Raw genomic sequence first — 15,880 nt, forward strand, 5'->3', positions numbered from 1 at the left:
GAGCAGTCATGAGCCTGCGCGCACGCATCAACTCCCCCGAGGAGAACACCGGCCGGGGCGAGGACGGCCACCTGGTCGCCTCCTACCGCGCCAAGCTGCTGGAGGAGATCGACCTCGCGGAGATGAGCTCCCTCGCCGCGGCCGAGCGCAGGGCGCGGCTGGAGCGGGTGCTCGGCCACATCATCAGCCGCGAGGGCCCGGTGCTGTCGACCGTCGAACGCGCCCAGCTGATCCGCCGGGTCGTGGACGAGGCCCTCGGCCTCGGCATCCTCGAACCCCTGCTGGAGGACGCCTCCATCACCGAGATCATGGTCAACGGCCCCGACCAGATCTTCGTGGAGCGCGGCGGCCGGGTGGAGCAGCTGCCGCTGCGCTTCGCCTCCGCCGACCAGCTGATGCAGACCATCGAGCGCATCGTCTCCACCGTCAACCGCCGCGTCGACGAGTCCAATCCGATGGTCGACGCCCGGCTGCCCTCCGGCGAGCGCGTCAACGTCATCATCCCGCCGCTGGCCCTCACCGGCCCCACCCTCACCATCCGCCGCTTCCCGCGCTCGTTCACCCTGCACGAGCTGATCGCCTTCGGCTCCCTGGACGAGCCGATGCTCTATCTGCTGGCCGGGCTGGTGCAGGCGCGGTTCAACATCATCGTCTCGGGCGCCACCGGCACCGGCAAGACCACGCTGCTCAACGCCCTGTCGGGGCTGATCCCCGAGGGCGACCGCATCATCACCATCGAGGACTCGGCCGAACTCCAGCTCCAGCAGAGCCATGTCATCCGCCTGGAGTCCCGCCCGCCCAACGTCGAGGGCAAGGGCCAGGTCACCATCCGCGACCTGGTGCGCAACTCGCTGCGCATGCGCCCCGACCGCATCGTCGTCGGCGAGGTCCGCGGCGGCGAGTCCCTGGACATGCTCCAGGCGATGTCGACCGGCCACGACGGCTCGCTCGCCACCGTGCACGCCAACAGCGCCGAGGACGCCCTGATGCGGCTGCAGACCCTCGCGTCCATGTCCGACGTCGAGGTGCCCTTCGCCGCCCTGCACGACCAGATCAACAGCGCCGTCGACGTCATCATCCAGCTCACCCGCTTCGCCGACGGGGCCCGCCGGATCACCGAGGTCGCCCTCCTCGACAGCCACGGCGGAGAGCCGTACCGCCTCACCACCGTCGCCCGCTTCGACGCGCAGCCCATGACCCCCGACGGCCGCGTGCACGGCGCGTTCCGGTACTTCCCGCTCACCCGCCGCACCGCCGACCGCCTCTACATGGCGGGCCAGCCGATACCCCAGGCCTTCGGCGTCGCCCAGTCGACGGACCAGCTCGCCACCCGAGAAGCCAGGTAGGACCCGACCCATGGAACTGCACTCGCTCGCCACGCTGACCACCGGCGTCGCCCTGCTGGCCTGCGTCCTCGCCGTGACCGGCGTGCACGCCTACGCCGCCGGCCGGGCCCAGCGGCAGGCCCTGGTCGACCGCCTGTCGTCCGCCGGCCGGCTCCCGCCCACCGGCCGGCGCCGCCACTTCCCCGGCCTGGACCGCAGGGTGCGCCGCACCCGGCTCGGCCGCAAACTGGAACTGCGGCTCGCGGCGACGGGACTGGACGTGACGCCGGGCGAGTTCGTCGCCGCGATGCTCGCCACCGTGGCCGGCCTCTGGCTGATCGGCCAGGCCACCCTCGCGCCCTTCTTCGGCCCCATCGCCGGACTGCTCGGCGTGTGGGCGGCGCTGCAGTTCCTCAACTGGCAGCGGCAAAAACGCATCGAGCGCTTCATCAACCAGCTCCCCGAACTCGCCCGCATCCTCGCCAACGCCACCCAGGCCGGACTCGCCCTGCGCACCGCCATCGGCATGGCCGCCGAAGAACTGGAGGCCCCCGCGGGCGAGGAACTGGCCAAGGTCGCCGACCAGCTGGCCGTCGGAGCCGCCATGGACGACGCCCTCGGCGAACTGGCCGAACGCCTCCCGTCCCGCGAACTCGTCGTCCTCGTCACCACCCTGGTCCTGTCCAACCGGGCCGGCGGCCAGGTCGTCAGCGCCCTGCGCAACCTCACCGAGACGCTGGAGGAGCGCAAGGAGACCCGCCGCGAGATCCGCACCCAGCTGTCCCAGGTCACCATGACGTCGTACGCCGTCCCGGTGATGGGCATCGGCTCCCTCTTCCTGATGAACGGCGTCAAGGACGGGGCCCTGGACCGCATGACCGGCTCGCCCGTCGGGCAGGCCTGCGTGATCATCGCTTTCGCGCTGTACGCCGTCGGGTTCATCCTGATCCGGCGGATGTCGAGGATCGACGTCTGACGACCGCACAGCCGTTGAGGGGAGGGACGGAGAACACATGACAGCACTGCTGCTCGCACTGCTGGCGGGCCTGAGCGTCTGGGGCGTCTTCGCGGGCATCCGCATGTACCGGGCCGAGGCCAGGCTGCCCGACGACCTGGCGCTCGCCCTGGAGGTCGGGGCCACCCGCACCGGCGCGGTGGACTCGCTGGTCGACCGGATGGGCATGCGCCACGCACCGGCCGTGCTGCGCCTGATGGGCCCCAAGCAGGTCGCCAAGTACCGCCGCAGGATCGACCTGGCGGGCAACCCCGGTGGCCTCACCATCGACCGCTACGCCGCCCGCCGGGCCGTCTACGGCTTCCTGGGCGGCGTCGGCGGCCTGATCTTCCTCCTCCAGGGCAACGTGCTGATGGCGCTGCTGCTGTTCGCCTTCGGCGCGTTCTGGACCGAGGTCGGCATCTGGTCGGCGATCCGCATCCGCCGGGACGTGATCGAACGGACCCTGCCCGACTTCCTCGACGTCCTCGCCGTCGTGGTCAGCGCCGGACTCGGCTTCCGGCAGGCGCTGGACCGGGTGGCGGCCCAGTACGAGGGACCCTGGGCCGACGAGATCCGCATCACCCTGCGCCAGATGGACCTCGGCATGAGCCGCCGCCAGGCCTTCGCCGAGCTGCGCCGCCGCAACGACTCAGAGCAGGTCGCCATGTTCGTCACGGCGCTCCAGCAGGGCGAGGAACTCGGCGCGCCGATCGTCGACACGCTGGTGGCCCTGGCCAAGGACATGCGCCGCACCGACGCGCAGAACGCCCGCCGCAAGGCCGCGCGGGCCGTGCCCAAGGCCACCATGATGATCACGACGTTCATGGTCCCGGCCACGATGCTGCTCCTCGGCGCGGGCCTGCTGCTCGGCTCGGGCACCGACTTCGGCACCATCACGGGCGAGTAGGGACGGGTGACCTGACGATGGCGACGACACAGGCGACGGCGAGGCTGCGATTAGGGGGCAGGGCTACGGACGTTCCGTCCCGCTCCGCCCCGCCGCCCGCCCTCCCCATCCAGATCAACGCGCTGCAGGCCATGTGCCGCCAGGTCTTCGGCTTCCGCCTGGCGATGATCGCGCTGGCCGCCCCCGCCGCGCTCCTCGGGGCCTCGCCCGGCATGGGCGTCCGGCTCGTCGGCGCGGCGGTCGTCGTCACGTTCATGACGTCGTACGTCCTGTTCCGCGACTGGGAGCGCTTCGGCCCTCTTCTGCTGCGCCACCCCGGCCTGCTGGCTCTGGACACCCTCCTCGGTTCGCTGCCCCTGATCTCCGCGGGCCCGGACACCACGCTCGCCTACGTCGGCCTCTGCACGCCCCTGCTCGCCGGCGTCGTCTACGGCTGGCGCGGCGCGGCCTGCTTCGCCTCCCTCCAGTCCCTGATCCTCCTGCTCGTCCACGCCACCCACCCCGACAGCCGGCACGCCGGCCTCGCCGAGACCCTGCTGCTGCCCGGCCTGTGCGTGGTCACCGGCGCGGCCGGCTCCACCCTGCGGGGCCTGCTGCTCCGCTTCGGCGAGGCCACCAAGGCCCTCACGGCCGTGCAGGCCCGCCTCGCGGTCTCCGAGGCGGTGGCGGCGGAACGCGCCCGGCTGGCCCGCGAACTGCACGACTCGGTCGCCAAGACCCTGCACGGCGTCGCCCTGGCCGCGGACGGCCTCGCGGCCACGGCCGGCACCGCGGACCCCGCGCGGGTGCGGGAGCAGGCCGAACTCATCGCCCGCTGCGCCCGCCGGGCGGCGGGGGAGTCCCGCACCCTCCTCACGGACCTGCGCGGGGAGCCCGTCACCGACGTCTTCACGGAACTGGCCGCCCGCACCCGCGCGTTCGCCACCCGCACCGGCGTGCGGGCCACCTACCGCCGCACCGGCCAGGCCGCCCTCCCGCCGGTCCCCCCGGCGGTCGCCCGTCAGCTCCTCGGCATCGCGGAGGAGGCCATGGAGAACGCCCACCGCCACGCCGCCCCCACCCACGTCGGCGTCGAGGCCGGCGTCCACGACGGACTGCTGCGCATCAGCGTCCACGACGACGGCCCCGGCCTGCCGCCCGGCACCACCCTCGAACACCTGCGCCGTACCGGCCACTTCGGCCTCCTCGGCATGGTCGAACGCGCCGCCTGCGCGGGAGCCCGCATCCGCATCGGCCGCGGGGAGCGCACCGGCGGTACGGAGGTGTGCCTGGAGCTGCCGCTCACGAGCCCGGAACCGGCGGGACCATGAGCCGCCGCCCGCAACTGCGCGTGCTCGTCGCCGACGACAACCCCGTGGTCCGGGCCGGCCTGACCGCGCTGCTGACCGGCCGCGAGGACATCACGGTCGTGGCGGAGGCGACGGACGGCCGTGAGGCCCAGGAAGCGGCACTGGCACACCGCCCCGACGTCATCCTCCTGGACGCCCGCATGCCCGGCGTCGACGGCCTGACGGCACTGCCGCAACTGGCCGAACTGGCACCGGTGCTGATGCTGACGTACAGCCGCGAGCCGGGGACGGTGCGGGAAGCGCTGCGGCGGGGAGCGGTTGGGTATCTGGTCCACGGGGAGTTCACGGCGGAGGAGCTGGTGAGCGCGGTGCGGGACGTGACGCGGGGGCGGGAGCGGTTCACGCGGTCGGCGGAGGATGCGATTGCAAAGTCCACGGTGCCGCCGAGGCCCATTTCTTCGGAAAACCTTTCGCAGGTGCAACGGTTTGTGGCACAGTCTTCGGGCAGGGAACGGTTCCGGCTGAGCGCAAGGGAGGCGGAGATCATGGACCTCATCGCGTCGGGCATGAACAACCAGCAGATCGCCGCCACTTGCTTCATCAGCGAGAAGACGGTGAAGAATCACATCAACCGAATCTTCGCCAAACTCCACAGCACCACCCGCACCGAGGCCACCGCCAAGTGGCTGGGACTGGGGTGACACCGATGAGCAGCCCTTCCCAACTCCACGATCAAGCCCGCAAATGGGTCCAAGGGCCCTCGGCAGCGGCGGGGGTACCGCCGTACATTCCAGAGGTCGACAGCGGCACCGCCGATACCGGAGGGGTACACCATGTCCAACTGGATCAACACCACCGTCACGTACCTGAGGAACCGCGCCGCCAGGGACGACAGAGGGCAGACGGCGGTGGAGTATCTGGGGATCATCGCCGTGGTGGTGGCGATTGTGTTGGCGATCACGGGGACGGATATCGGGCAGACGATCTACAACGCGATCACCGACAAGATCACAGAGGTCACCGGCGGCTGATTTCCCATTCCGGGTACGGCGACGCAGGGCAGGCTTTCCCCATCTACATCACCGTGGTGGCGGGCCTGCTCTTTCTCGCGCTCGCGTATCTGGCGGTCGGCCAGGCGGGTGCCACCAGGAACGAGGCCCAGACCGCGGCCGACGCCGCGGCACTGGCGGCAGCCCAGGCCCGGCGGGACCTGCTCGCGGGGGCGTGGCGGGAGGACGTCCTGGACCCGAAGCGGTGGGAGGACATTTTCCACGGCAACGTGGAGGGTCCGGACTCTTCTTGCGGGCGGGCGGATCAACTCGCCGCGCAGAACGACGCGCACGTACTGGCTTGCTCGCCGGACGGCTTCCTCGGCTACACGGTGGAAGTGGAGACGAACAAGCCCGTGGGCGACACCATCGTGCCCGGCACCGAGGACATACGGGCCCAGGCGTCCGCCACAGCCGTCATCGAACCCAAGTGCACGTTCAGGCTTCCGGCCGAGGAAGCCGGAGACGATGTGCTGCCGGAACTCCAATGCGAAGACGGGGACTGGCAACTGGATCCCGAGGACCTCGTCGATCTCCCCGAGCCCGAGGACCTCTTCGATGTCCATCTGGCCGACTGACAAGTGAACGACGAGGATGAAGGAAGCGGAGTCATGAGCATTCGGTTCACTACGAAGGCACGCAGAGGGATGGCCGCGTTGACCGTTGCGGCCGGATTGACCCTCGGCGTGGCCGGCTGCGGGGGCGGCGATGACGGCGGAGACGAGAAGCCGTCGAGCTCTGCCCCTGCTTCTCACGACGAGGGATCCCAGCCGAGTGCTCAGGAGGGGCAGGCAGCCGCTCCCTTGGCCGAGTTGAAGGGGCCGGACGGACTGCTGCTGCAGGTCACCTCGGCAGTCCGGGACGCAGGCGGGTTCGTGACGGTGAGCGGCACGCTGAAGAATGACGGCAGCGAAACCACGAACGTGCCGGCGCAGCTGAGCGGCAACGAGACGGAGATCATCCGCAACGGCCGGTCTCTGGGTGGAGCCACCCTGGTCGATTCCCAGGGGAAAAAGCGCTACTACGTTTTGCGGGACACGGACGGTCGTCCGCTCGCCACGACCAACTTCCCGGCTCTGAAGTCTGGAGAGTCCCTCCCCGTCTTCATGCAGTTCCCCTCACCCCCCGAGGGCACCTCCGAGGTGACCTTCCAGTTGCCGATGTTCGCCGCCGGCAGCATCAAGATCTCCGGGTGACGCCGATGACCATCACCCGTACACCCCCACGCCTCCCCCTCATCCTCACCACCGCCACCCTCCTGCTCGCCACCCACCTCACCGCCACCGCCGCCACCGCCCGGGCCGACGAGACGCCCAGCGTCCCCCCCGGCACCGAGGCCACCGCTTCCGCTCCCGTCGAGGTGGATGCCAACGACCCGGACCTGAAGATCCCCGAGGGCGCCACGCTCGCGGAGCCGAAGGTGCTGGACATCAAGCTGGTCGTCGAGGACCAGAGCGGTGACGAGCGGCGTGAGGACACCAACGCCGACGTGAAGTTCGCCCTCCAGGCCGAGGTGCTGTTCGGCAGGGACAGCGCCAGGCTCGGCGCCGAGGCCAAGGCCCGTATCCGGGCGATCGCCGAGGAGATCAAGGCACAGAACGGCACGAAGGTCCGTGTCTTCGGCTTCACCGACGACCTCGGTTCCTCCGCCCACGGCGACGTCCTGTCCCGGCGCCGTGCCAACGCCGTGCACGACGTGCTCGCCGCCCAGCTGAACGACCCCGCCATCACCTTCGAGGTGCGCGGCTACGGCGAGGACTATCCCATCGCCGACAACTCCACGGAGGCCGGCCGCAAGAAGAACCGCCGAGTGGAGGTCTCCTTCCCGCGCACCGAAGGCTGACCGGGCACGGCTGGTCAGGCCCCGCCCCAGCCGGCGGCCTCCACCGACACCCGCGCCCCCGCCCGTACCCCCCAGCCCGCCATGACCCCCGCCTGTGCCTCCAGCACGTGCCGCGCCCGCAGCCGGGGCATCCCCAACCGCCCCGGCCGCATCGTGCGCACGGCGAGGACGACCAGGTCGCGGTCGAGGTAGGCCACGTCGATGGGCATCCGCATGCCGAACGTGTGGATGCCGCTCGCCGGGGTCAGCAGGATCGCGCCCTCCAGGGCGTCGCGGCCCAGCAACCCCTTCGTACGGGCCCGACGGGACGCCGCGATCTCCAGCGGCACCACCACCCGGCCCGTGTTCAGGCCTTCGCCCCGGCCCTCGTCCCCGCCTCCGTGCACGAGCAGACGTCCCCGGCCGTCCCGTCGACGTCGTCCCATCGAGCCCACGTCCGCCTCCCCTTCCCCCAGAAACAAGTTGTCCCACCGGCACCCCCCGGATAGGAAGACACCATGACCCGACTCGGCGCCGTCTTCCGCCCCCAACTGCCCCCCGAACGCCTGCGCGCCCTCGCCCGGCTCGCGGACGACACGGGGCTCGACGAACTGTGGCTGTGGGAGGACTGCTTCCTCGAAGGCGGCATCTCCACGGCCGCCGCCGCCCTCGCCTGGACCGAGCGCGTCCGCGTCGGCGTCGGCCTGCTGCCCGTCCCGCTGCGCAACGTCGCCCTCACCGCCATGGAGACGGCCACCCTGCACCGCATGTTCCCCGGCCGTGCCGTCGTCGGCGTCGGGCACGGGGTGCAGGAGTGGATGGGACAGGTCGGCGCCCGCGTCGAGTCGCCCGTCACGCTGCTGCGGGAGTACGTGACCGCCCTGCGCGCCCTGCTGCGCGGCGAGACCGTCACCACCGAGGGCCGCTACGTCCGCCTGGACGGCGTCGGACTCGGTTGGCCGCCCGCCGAGCCCGGCGCCGAGGTGCTGGTCGGCGCGGTCGGGCCGCGCACGGTGCGGCTGTCCGGCGAGGTCGCCGACGGGACGATCTTCAGTGAGGTCACCCCGCCCGAGGGCGTCCGGGAGGGGTGCCGGCTCATCGAGGAGGGGCGTACGGCGGCGGGCCGCGGCGCGCCGCACCGGGTCGTCGCCTACCTCCTCACCGCCACCGGACCCGACGCCGCCGCGCGGCTGGGCGCCGAACTGGCCGCCAAGGGCCTCGCCGACGTCCCCGGCCTCGGTGTCGCGGGAGACGCCGGCGCGGTCGCCGAGGCCGTGAGGCGGCTCGCCGACGCGGGAGCGGACACCGTGATCCTCGAACCGACCGCCGACGAACCCGACCCCGAGGGCTTCGTCCGCTTCACCGCCGAGGAGGTACGGCCGCTGGTCCCGTAGCGGGGGTCGGGGCGGGTCCTGCGAAAATCGACGGCGTCCACCCGCAACGCCCTGCGACGATCGGCGCCATGGACCGCAGCTACGAAAGCCTCGTCGCCGAAGCCGCCGCCGTGCCCACCGACGGCTGGGACTTCTCCTGGTTCGAGGGCCGGGCCACCGAGGCCCGGCCGTCCTGGCGGTACGCCGAGTCGCTGGCCGGCCGGCTCGCCCGGGCCACCGCCGCGCTCGACGTGCAGACCGGCGGCGGAGAGGTGCTGGACTTCGCCCTCGGCCGGGCCGAGCGGCGGCCCGTGCTCACCGTCGCCACCGAGGGCTGGCCGCCCAACGTCGACAAGGCCACCGCCCTGCTCCGCCCGCACGGCGTCGCCGTGGTCGCCGTCCCCGGGGACGCGCCGCTGCCCTTCGCCGACGGCGCCTTCGACCTCGTCGCCGGCCGGCACCCCGTGCGGCCGCACTGGACGGAGATCGCCCGGGTGCTCGCGCCCGGCGGGGCGTACTTCGCGCAGCACGTCGGCCCGGCCAGCGCCTTCGAACTGGTCGAGTTCTTCCTCGGCCCCCAGCCGGACGAGGCGCGCCGGGGGCGCCACCCCGACCGCGAGCGCGCCGACGCCGAGGCGGCCGGCCTGGAGGTGGTCGACCTGCGGGCGGAGCGGCTGCGCATGGAGTTCCACGACATCGGGGCCGTCGTGCACTTCCTGCGCAAGGTCGTGTGGATGGTCCCGGGTTTCACCGTCGAGGCGTACGAGCCCGGGCTGCGCGCCCTGCACGAGCGCATCGAGACGGAGGGGCCCTTCGTGGCGCACAGCACACGGCACCTCATCGACGCCCGTAAAGCACCTGAATAGCCGCGTTTGCCGGATGGTGGGCTTTACAGGTTTTCCACATCGTTATCGGCATCGTCTCGCCTCCCGGGCCCCGGCTCGCGTAAGTTCAGACCAAGGTAATTCGCGTGAGCAAAGCTGCGCGGGCGGTACCGCGCAGTGGAGGGGGCTGCGCGGTGCCCTGTCTTCGTCAACGCGAATCCGGCCCCGTTAACCCGTCCGAGGGATATCGGCGTGCCGTCGCCGAGCCCGGGGCAGCCCGGGTTCCGCGGCCGCGTCGCCGCCGCTGTACGGCCATGTCGCCGTCATTTCACCGCTGTTCAGGGGCCACCGGGCCGTCGCCGGGGCGTCGCCAGGGCGTCGCCGGGCGATTTCGGAGAGTAGTTGTCCTGCGCCGATGCACGCAGCATCCCTCACGAAGGGTTATGGTGGAAGCCCCCCCTCGGGCCGGTCCGTCTCCCCCCCACGGACCGGCCCGTTTTTTCTGCCTCGCGGTGGCCGCCGCCCCGCCGAGGAGCCCGCGGCGGGAGGGGTAGGCTTCGCCCCCGGGGAGCTCCATACGGACAGGGGCGTTCCGCATCGACCGGCGACCGGCCGCGCGGCGACCGCGCGCGCCGGGCCCGCGCCCGCCCCCTGTCCGATCCGTACGGAAGGGCTGACGATCACGTGAACCTGCGCGACAAGCTGCGCGGCCTGCTGGTCAGGCTGTACGCACGCCGGGTGGAAGGCCACCTGGACCACGCTCAGGTGCCCAAGCACATCGGCGTCATCATGGACGGCAACCGGCGCTGGGCGAAGGCCGCCGGCTCCACCACCGCGCAGGGACACCGGGCCGGCGCGGTGAAGATCGAGGAGTTCCTCGGCTGGTGCAGCGAGACGGACGTCGAGGTCGTCACCCTCTGGCTGCTGTCGACGGACAACTTCGACCGCCCCGAGGAGGAGCTGGTCCCGCTCCTCGGCATCATCGAGGACGTCGTGCGCACCCTCGCCGAGGACGGCCGCTGGCGGGTGCACCACGTCGGCACCATGGACCTGCTGCCGCCGGGGATGCAGACCACGCTCAAGGAAGCCGAGGAGGCCACCCGGGACGTCCGCGGCATAGTGGTCAACGTCGCCATCGGCTACGGCGGCCGACAGGAGATCGCCGACGCGGTCCGCTCGATGCTGCTGGAGGCCGCCGACCGCGGCCGCACCCTCGAAGAGGTCGCCGAGACCGTCGACGTCGAGATGATCGGCCGCCACCTCTACACCGGCGAACAGCCCGACCCCGACCTCGTGATCCGCACCAGCGGCGAACAGCGGCTGTCCGGATTCATGCTGTGGCAGACCGCCCATTCCGAGTACTACTTCTGCGAAGTCTTCTGGCCCGCCTTCCGCAAGGTCGACTTCCTGCGCGCCCTGCGCGACTACGCGGCCCGCCACCGGCGCTTCGGCGGCTGAGCGCGCCGACGGCCCGCCGGGCTCGCGGCCGGCCGGTGGACATACCCGTCCCGACCCCTCCACCTCGGACGTCACAAGGAGTTCACCGGCGCGCCGTCATATGCCGTGGCATGGCGCGGGGTGTTCGAGGGCATAACCCCTCCAGGTCGACACCCGAACCACGGGTGTCGGATCTCAGTGGGCGGCTCGGGGCCGTCCGCCCGGGAGGCCCATTGCACCAGCCCGACCGTGCGGTCGCACGGACGCAGCGGAGGGCCGGTTTTCGGCCCGTGCAGGGCAGCCGACGACCGGCCGCGATTCCCACCCTGCCGGTCGCGACATTCCCACCCTCCCGGACCAGCCTTCACTCCGTCGCTCCCCGACCTCTTCCGAGGGGGTACGTCCTTCCGTGGTGACCAGCACAAAGCGCCACAAGCCAGACCGGCGCACCTACGTTCTCGACACCAGCGTCCTGCTGGCCGACCCGCACGCCATGAACCGCTTCGACGAGCACGAGGTCGTGCTCCCCATCGTCGTGGTCACGGAGCTGGAGGCCAAGCGGAACCACCCCGAACTCGGATACTTCGCCCGGCAGGCGCTGCGCCTGCTCGACGACCACCGGGTCCGGTACGGCCGTCTCGACGCCCCCATCCCGATCGGGGACCTCGGCGGAACGATCCGTGTCGAGCTCAACCACTCGGACCCCAGCGTCCTGCCCACCGGCTACCGCCTGGGGGACAACGACTCCCGCATCCTCGCGGTCGCCCGGAACCTCCAGGCCGAGGGGTACGACGTCACCGTCGTGTCGAAGGACCTCCCGCTGCGGATCAAGGCGTCGTCGGTCGGGCTGCTCGCCGAGGAGTACCGCGCGGAGCTGGCCATCACGGACGCCTCCGGCTGGACCGGGATGTCCGAACTGACCCTGCCCGCCGAACAGGTGGACATCCTCTTCGAGGAGGGCCACGTCTTTGTCCCCGAGGCCGCCGACCTGCCCGTCCACACCGGACTGACGATCCAGTCCGAGCGCGGCAAGGCGCTCGGCCGGGTCAGCCCCGAGGGCAGCGTCCGGCTGGTGCGCGGCGACCGCGAGGCGTTCGGCGTCAAGGGCCGCAGCGCCGAGCAGCGCATCGCGCTCGACCTGCTGCTCGACCCGGACATCGGGATCGTCTCGATGGGCGGCCGGGCCGGCACCGGCAAGTCGGCGCTGGCGCTGTGCGCGGGCCTGGAGGCGGTGCTGGAGCGCCGTCAGCACGAGAAGATCATGGTCTTCCGGCCGCTGTACGCGGTGGGCGGGCAGGAACTGGGCTATCTGCCCGGCACCGAGGCCGAGAAGATGAGCCCCTGGGCCCAGGCGGTCTTCGACACGCTGTCGGCGGTCACCTCCCGCGAGGTCATCGAGGAGGTCACCGCGCGCGGGATGCTGGAGGTGCTCCCGCTCACCCACATCCGCGGCCGTTCGCTGCACGACGCTTTCGTGATCGTGGACGAGGCCCAGTCCCTCGAACGGAACGTCCTGCTGACCGTTCTGTCCCGGATCGGCGCCAATTCGCGGGTCGTGCTCACCCACGACGTGGCCCAGCGGGACAACCTGCGGGTCGGGCGCTACGACGGCGTGGTCGCCGTCGTGGAGAAGCTGAAGGGGCATCCGCTCTTCGCGCATGTCACGCTGACCCGGTCCGAAAGGTCCCAGATCGCCGCACTGGTGACCGAAATGCTCGAGGACGGACAGGTCTGACATACCGTCGGCGCCGTCCGGCAAAGGCAGTGAGCCTAGCCGGGCGGCGCCTTCGCGTGTGTCCGAACCAGGAAATCCCCTGGGGCGGACGACATGTGAGCTTTCACACGCAACGCAGAATTGCCACTCGGCACCGTGTTACGGCAGAGTCTCCATCCTGTCAGGCCCCGCATACGACACAGGTGTGCCACCAGCACTACGGCACCCCACACGCACCAGACCAACTCCATAACGCCGTCGTATGCCGCCCGAGCACCAAGCGGCGCTCCCCGCGAGGGAGTTGCCCACCGGGCCCGCGCCTCCCGTGACCCCGCAGTTGGGGAGGCCAGTGCCAGGGGCACGATTGCGTCCGCCAGGGTCACCGAAGCGGGCGATGCTGGAAGGAAACCGTGTGAGCCGGATTTCGGTCCGGGGATTCGCAGTGGTCTCGGCCACCGCGGTCACCGCAGTCGGAAGCGTCGTCGGCGTTGCCTCGGGCAGCACCGCCCAGAACAACGACGCCGAGGCGGCGGCAACCGACCTGACGCTCCTCGCGGACATCCCCGCGGGCCAGCAGGCCCAGGTGCAGACCGCGTCCCTGACGCAGCAGGCCGACGTGCAGGCCCTCGCCGCGGACGTCAGCGCCAAGAAGGACGCCGAGGAAGCCGCGCGCAAGGCCGCGGCCGAGACCGCGATCGCGAAGAAGGAGGCCGCCGAGAAGGCGGCCAAGGCGGAGCAGGAGGCCAAGGAGCGCGCCGAGGCCGAGAAGGCCGCCAGCCGCGACGCCGCCCGGGAAGCCACCACGTTCGCCGTCCAGAGCTCCTACTCCATCGCGCAGATCCAGGCGATGGCCCAGCAGATGGTGCCGAGCGGCCAGTGGCAGTGCTTCAGCAACATCGTGGACCACGAGTCCGACTGGAACTACAAGGCGGTCAACCCCTCCTCCGGCGCCTACGGCCTCTTCCAGGCGCTGCCCGGTTCCAAGATGTCCTCCGCCGGCGCCGACTGGCAGACCAACCCGGCCACCCAGATCAAGTGGGGCCTCAGCTACATGAACGAGCGTTACGGCAGCCCTTGCGGCGCCTGGTCGTTCTGGCAGGCCAACCACTGGTACTGAGCCCACCGGTCCCGATCCGGACCCCGCTCGACCTCACGCAGCCCCTCGCCGTCTTCGGTGAGGGGCTGCGGCCCTGTACGGTCTGACCCGACGGCTCCCGCGGACCCCTGCGGTGGGGGCGGCGGGAGTGCCGGGGCGAGACGGGGGAAAGGGACGGAGCATGTCGCGAGTGCCGAAATGGGCCGACGGGCTCGGAGCCCGCATGGCCGAAACGGGCCGCCGGTGGCAGGAACGGCGGGCACGGGCGGAGCGGGAACAGGCCGCCGAGGACGCCCCGGCGCCGCAGCCGTCCGCCCCGGACGCGCTCCGCGCCGAGAACGGCGTCGTCGTCCCGGCCGTCGTCCGGCCCGACCCGGCGCAGGCCGTGCCGTGGGGCGTCCGGGTGGCCGCCGAGGCCGGGTGGCGGCTGCTGGTGCTCGCGGGCACCCTGTGGGTGCTGATGCGGATCATCAGCGCGGTGCAACTGCTCGTCCTGTCCTTCTCGGCCGCGCTGCTCATCACCGCGCTGCTCCAGCCGACGGTCGCGCGGCTGCGGCGCCACGGCGTCCCGCGCGGACCGGCGACCGCGCTCACGGCGATCCTCGGGTTCGTGGTCATCGGGCTGATCGGGTGGTTCGTGACCTGGCAGGTCATGGAGAACCTCGACAACCTCTCCGACCAGGTCCAGGACGGCATCGACGAACTGCGGCGCTGGCTGCTGGACAGCCCGTTCCACGTGACGGACAAACAGATCAACGACATCGCCGAGAACCTGCGCGAGGCGATCGGCGCCAACACCGACCAGATCACCTCCGCCGGGCTGGAAGGCGTCACGGTCGTCGTCGAGACGCTCACCGGCATCCTGCTGGCCGTCTTCTGCACGCTGTTCCTGCTCTACGACGGCCGGCGGATCTGGGAGTGGACGCTGAAGCTGGTGCCGGCGGCGGCCCGGCCCGGGGTGGCGGGCGCCGGTCCGCGCGCCTGGCGGACACTGACGGCGTATGTGCGCGGCACGGTGATAGTGGCGCTCATCGACGCCATCTTCATCGGCCTCGGCATCTACTTCCTGGACGTCCCGATGGCCGTGCCGCTCGCGGTGTTCATCTTCCTGTTCGCGTTCATCCCGCTGGTCGGCGCGGTCGTCTCGGGCGCGCTCGCCGTGGTGGTGGCGCTGGTGACGCAGGGCGTGTTCACGGCCGTGATGGTGCTGGTGGTGGTCCTGGCCGTGCAGCAGATCGAGGGCCACATCCTCCAGCCGTTCATCCTGGGCCGGGCGGTGCGGGTGCACCCGCTGGCGGTGGTGCTGTCGGTGGCGGCCGGCGGCATGGTCGCGGGCATCGGCGGCGCGGTCGTCGCGGTGCCGCTGGTGGCGGTGACCAACACGGTCGTCGGCTATCTGCGCGCCTACTCCGCCCGGCCGGCCGCGCCGCCCCCGCAGCCGACCGACGGCACCGGCTGACTACCGGCCAGGCACCGCCTCCGCCAGCACCGCCTCCGCGTCCAGCGTCACCGCGACCGCGTGGACGACGGCCGCGATCCTGAAGGCCTCCTGGACGGTCTCCCGGTCGACGCCGGCCGCGCGCAGGATCCGCTCGTGATGGTCCAGACAGGCGCCGCAGGCGTTGACGGCCGAGACCGCCAGCGCCCACAGCTCGTAGTCGGTGCGCTCCACGCCCGGGTCGCCGAGCGGGTTCGTCCGCAGTCCCGCGCGCAGGTCGCCGTAGGCCGGGTCGGAGAGCAGATGGCGGGTGCGGTGGAAGGCGTTGTTCACCGCCATCGTCGCGGCGGCCGAGCGGGCGGCGGTCCACGCCCGCTCCGACAGGTGCGCCCGGGCCTCGGGGGCCAGCTCGCGCAGCACGATCGCCGAGCGGGACGCGATCGCGGTGACCAGAAGCGTCCCCCACAGCCGCTGGGGCGACAGGCGCGAGGCGCCGACGACGGCGTCCAGGTTGCGCCGCAGGTCCCGTGCGTAGTCGGGCAGCCGGGACGCGAGGGAGTCGAGGGACATCGCGGATCACTCCCCTTCGGGCGGGCCGGGCTGGACGGT

General features: G+C 71.7%; 17 protein-coding genes. 15 read left to right on the forward strand and 2 right to left on the reverse strand.

The window, feature by feature from the left end; genetic code table 11:
- Positions 1-8 precede the first annotated feature (8 nt).
- The 9 genes from ACZ6KF_RS08600 (at position 9) to ACZ6KF_RS08640 (ending at position 7,410) form a co-directional block, all read left to right on the forward strand.
- Entirely contained in the window at positions 9-1,346 is a 1,338-nt protein-coding gene (locus ACZ6KF_RS08600; RefSeq protein WP_356634461.1) for a CpaF family protein, read from the forward strand.
- Between the two features lie 10 nt (positions 1,347-1,356).
- A complete protein-coding gene (locus ACZ6KF_RS08605) occupies positions 1,357-2,301 on the forward strand; it encodes a type II secretion system F family protein (RefSeq protein ID WP_469157439.1) in 945 nt (314 codons plus the stop codon).
- Positions 2,302-2,338: 37 nt separating this feature from the next.
- Positions 2,339-3,229: a DUF5936 domain-containing protein gene (locus ACZ6KF_RS08610; protein WP_356634457.1), complete on the forward strand. Its 891-nt coding sequence runs from the start codon at positions 2,339-2,341 to the stop codon at positions 3,227-3,229.
- A 17-nt stretch (positions 3,230-3,246) separates the two neighbouring features.
- Entirely contained in the window at positions 3,247-4,539 is a 1,293-nt protein-coding gene (locus tag ACZ6KF_RS08615; protein ID WP_469237795.1) for a sensor histidine kinase, read from the forward strand.
- On the forward strand, positions 4,536-5,219 hold the full coding sequence (locus tag ACZ6KF_RS08620) for a response regulator transcription factor (protein WP_356634453.1): 684 nt from the start codon (positions 4,536-4,538) through the stop codon (positions 5,217-5,219). Before ACZ6KF_RS08615 ends, ACZ6KF_RS08620 begins: the two co-directional genes overlap by 4 nt.
- A gap of 132 nt (positions 5,220-5,351) precedes the next feature.
- Entirely contained in the window at positions 5,352-5,549 is a 198-nt protein-coding gene (locus ACZ6KF_RS08625) for a Flp family type IVb pilin (protein ID WP_356634451.1), read from the forward strand.
- Positions 5,549-6,145: a pilus assembly protein TadG-related protein gene (locus ACZ6KF_RS08630; protein ID WP_469237892.1), complete on the forward strand. Its 597-nt coding sequence runs from the start codon at positions 5,549-5,551 to the stop codon at positions 6,143-6,145. Before ACZ6KF_RS08625 ends, ACZ6KF_RS08630 begins: the two co-directional genes overlap by 1 nt.
- A gap of 33 nt (positions 6,146-6,178) precedes the next feature.
- Positions 6,179-6,763, forward strand: a complete 585-nt coding sequence (locus ACZ6KF_RS08635; RefSeq protein WP_356634447.1) for a hypothetical protein — start codon at positions 6,179-6,181, stop codon at positions 6,761-6,763.
- A 5-nt stretch (positions 6,764-6,768) separates the two neighbouring features.
- Positions 6,769-7,410 carry an OmpA family protein gene (locus ACZ6KF_RS08640; protein ID WP_356634445.1) on the forward strand — a complete coding sequence of 214 codons (642 nt, stop codon included), beginning with the start codon at positions 6,769-6,771 and terminating at the stop codon, positions 7,408-7,410.
- Positions 7,411-7,424: 14 nt separating this feature from the next.
- Here the strand turns inward: ACZ6KF_RS08640 and ACZ6KF_RS08645 are convergent, their stop codons facing one another.
- On the reverse strand, positions 7,425-7,835 hold the full coding sequence (locus ACZ6KF_RS08645) for a DUF192 domain-containing protein (RefSeq protein ID WP_469157435.1): 411 nt from the start codon (positions 7,833-7,835) through the stop codon (positions 7,425-7,427).
- A gap of 72 nt (positions 7,836-7,907) precedes the next feature.
- On the opposite strand from ACZ6KF_RS08645, the gene ACZ6KF_RS08650 reads away from it, so the two are divergent.
- The 6 genes from ACZ6KF_RS08650 (at position 7,908) to ACZ6KF_RS08675 (ending at position 15,292) form a co-directional block, all read left to right on the forward strand.
- Entirely contained in the window at positions 7,908-8,783 is an 876-nt protein-coding gene (locus tag ACZ6KF_RS08650; protein WP_356634441.1) for an LLM class flavin-dependent oxidoreductase, read from the forward strand.
- 68 nt (positions 8,784-8,851) lie between these two features.
- Positions 8,852-9,628, forward strand: a complete 777-nt coding sequence (locus tag ACZ6KF_RS08655; RefSeq protein ID WP_356634439.1) for a class I SAM-dependent methyltransferase — start codon at positions 8,852-8,854, stop codon at positions 9,626-9,628.
- 642 nt (positions 9,629-10,270) lie between these two features.
- A complete protein-coding gene (locus ACZ6KF_RS08660; protein WP_356634437.1) occupies positions 10,271-11,044 on the forward strand; it encodes an isoprenyl transferase in 774 nt (257 codons plus the stop codon).
- A 388-nt stretch (positions 11,045-11,432) separates the two neighbouring features.
- Positions 11,433-12,758, forward strand: coding sequence for a PhoH family protein (locus ACZ6KF_RS08665; RefSeq protein ID WP_356634435.1), 1,326 nt, complete (start codon positions 11,433-11,435; stop codon positions 12,756-12,758).
- Between the two features lie 391 nt (positions 12,759-13,149).
- Positions 13,150-13,854: an aggregation-promoting factor C-terminal-like domain-containing protein gene (locus ACZ6KF_RS08670; RefSeq protein ID WP_356634433.1), complete on the forward strand. Its 705-nt coding sequence runs from the start codon at positions 13,150-13,152 to the stop codon at positions 13,852-13,854.
- A 160-nt stretch (positions 13,855-14,014) separates the two neighbouring features.
- Positions 14,015-15,292: an AI-2E family transporter gene (locus ACZ6KF_RS08675; protein ID WP_356634431.1), complete on the forward strand. Its 1,278-nt coding sequence runs from the start codon at positions 14,015-14,017 to the stop codon at positions 15,290-15,292.
- Here the strand turns inward: ACZ6KF_RS08675 and ahpD are convergent, their stop codons facing one another.
- A complete protein-coding gene (gene ahpD, locus ACZ6KF_RS08680) occupies positions 15,293-15,841 on the reverse strand; it encodes an alkylhydroperoxidase, AhpD family (RefSeq protein ID WP_469237798.1) in 549 nt (182 codons plus the stop codon).
- Positions 15,842-15,880: the final 39 nt, after the last annotated feature.

This window comes from Streptomyces sp. NPDC046379 (assembly GCF_055587785.1).